The organism is Halorubrum sp. Atlit-28R (genome assembly GCF_003665955.1).
GTDB lineage: Archaea > Halobacteriota > Halobacteria > Halobacteriales > Haloferacaceae > Halorubrum > Halorubrum tropicale.
This window is the reverse complement of sequence record NZ_QPLS01000202.1, coordinates 1-473: the sequence shown is the minus strand read 5'-3', so window position 1 is coordinate 473 and position 473 is coordinate 1. Positions and strand designations below refer to the sequence as shown.

Sequence of the window (473 nt, the reverse complement as noted above, 5' to 3'; positions counted from 1 at the left end):
CGTCCGTTCGACAAGCCAAACACGAACGTCATCTTCAGACTGATTTGACATACTTAGACGTCCCCCGATATCCACTAAGAGATTGGTGTTACGGCTTGCCGAGACTCGCTGTCTCGAAGGGTGATTCTCCGGTCGGAATGAGCAGCTCCTGTCGGTCTCCGACCCGCTCAGCGAGCTTCCGTTTCAGATACTGTCTCGCCGTTGACGGTGTGAAGACGCCCTTGTCGATCATGTCGCCGACGACATCTTTGAGGGCCGCGAACTGCCCCTGCAGGTGGCCGTCGCCGACTGGCTCGCCGTCGTACCAGCGCACCGTCGCAAGCGCGCCGTTCCCGACCGTCTCTCCCTGTTCGACTGTCTCCGAATCGTACTGCAACCCGAACCACAGCGTTCGGTAGGCGGTCACCTCGAACGTCGGCGACACCACGAAGAACGCCTCGTGGTGGAGGTAGTCGAGATGGTCAGCGACGATC

General features: G+C 59.8%; 1 protein-coding gene. It reads right to left on the bottom strand.

What is annotated here, in order from left to right; genetic code table 11:
• Nucleotides 1–88: 88 nt before the first annotated feature.
• A partial coding sequence (locus tag DVK06_RS17545; RefSeq protein ID WP_321166966.1) for a DUF6735 family protein occupies nucleotides 89–473 on the bottom strand: 385 nt, incomplete at its 5' end.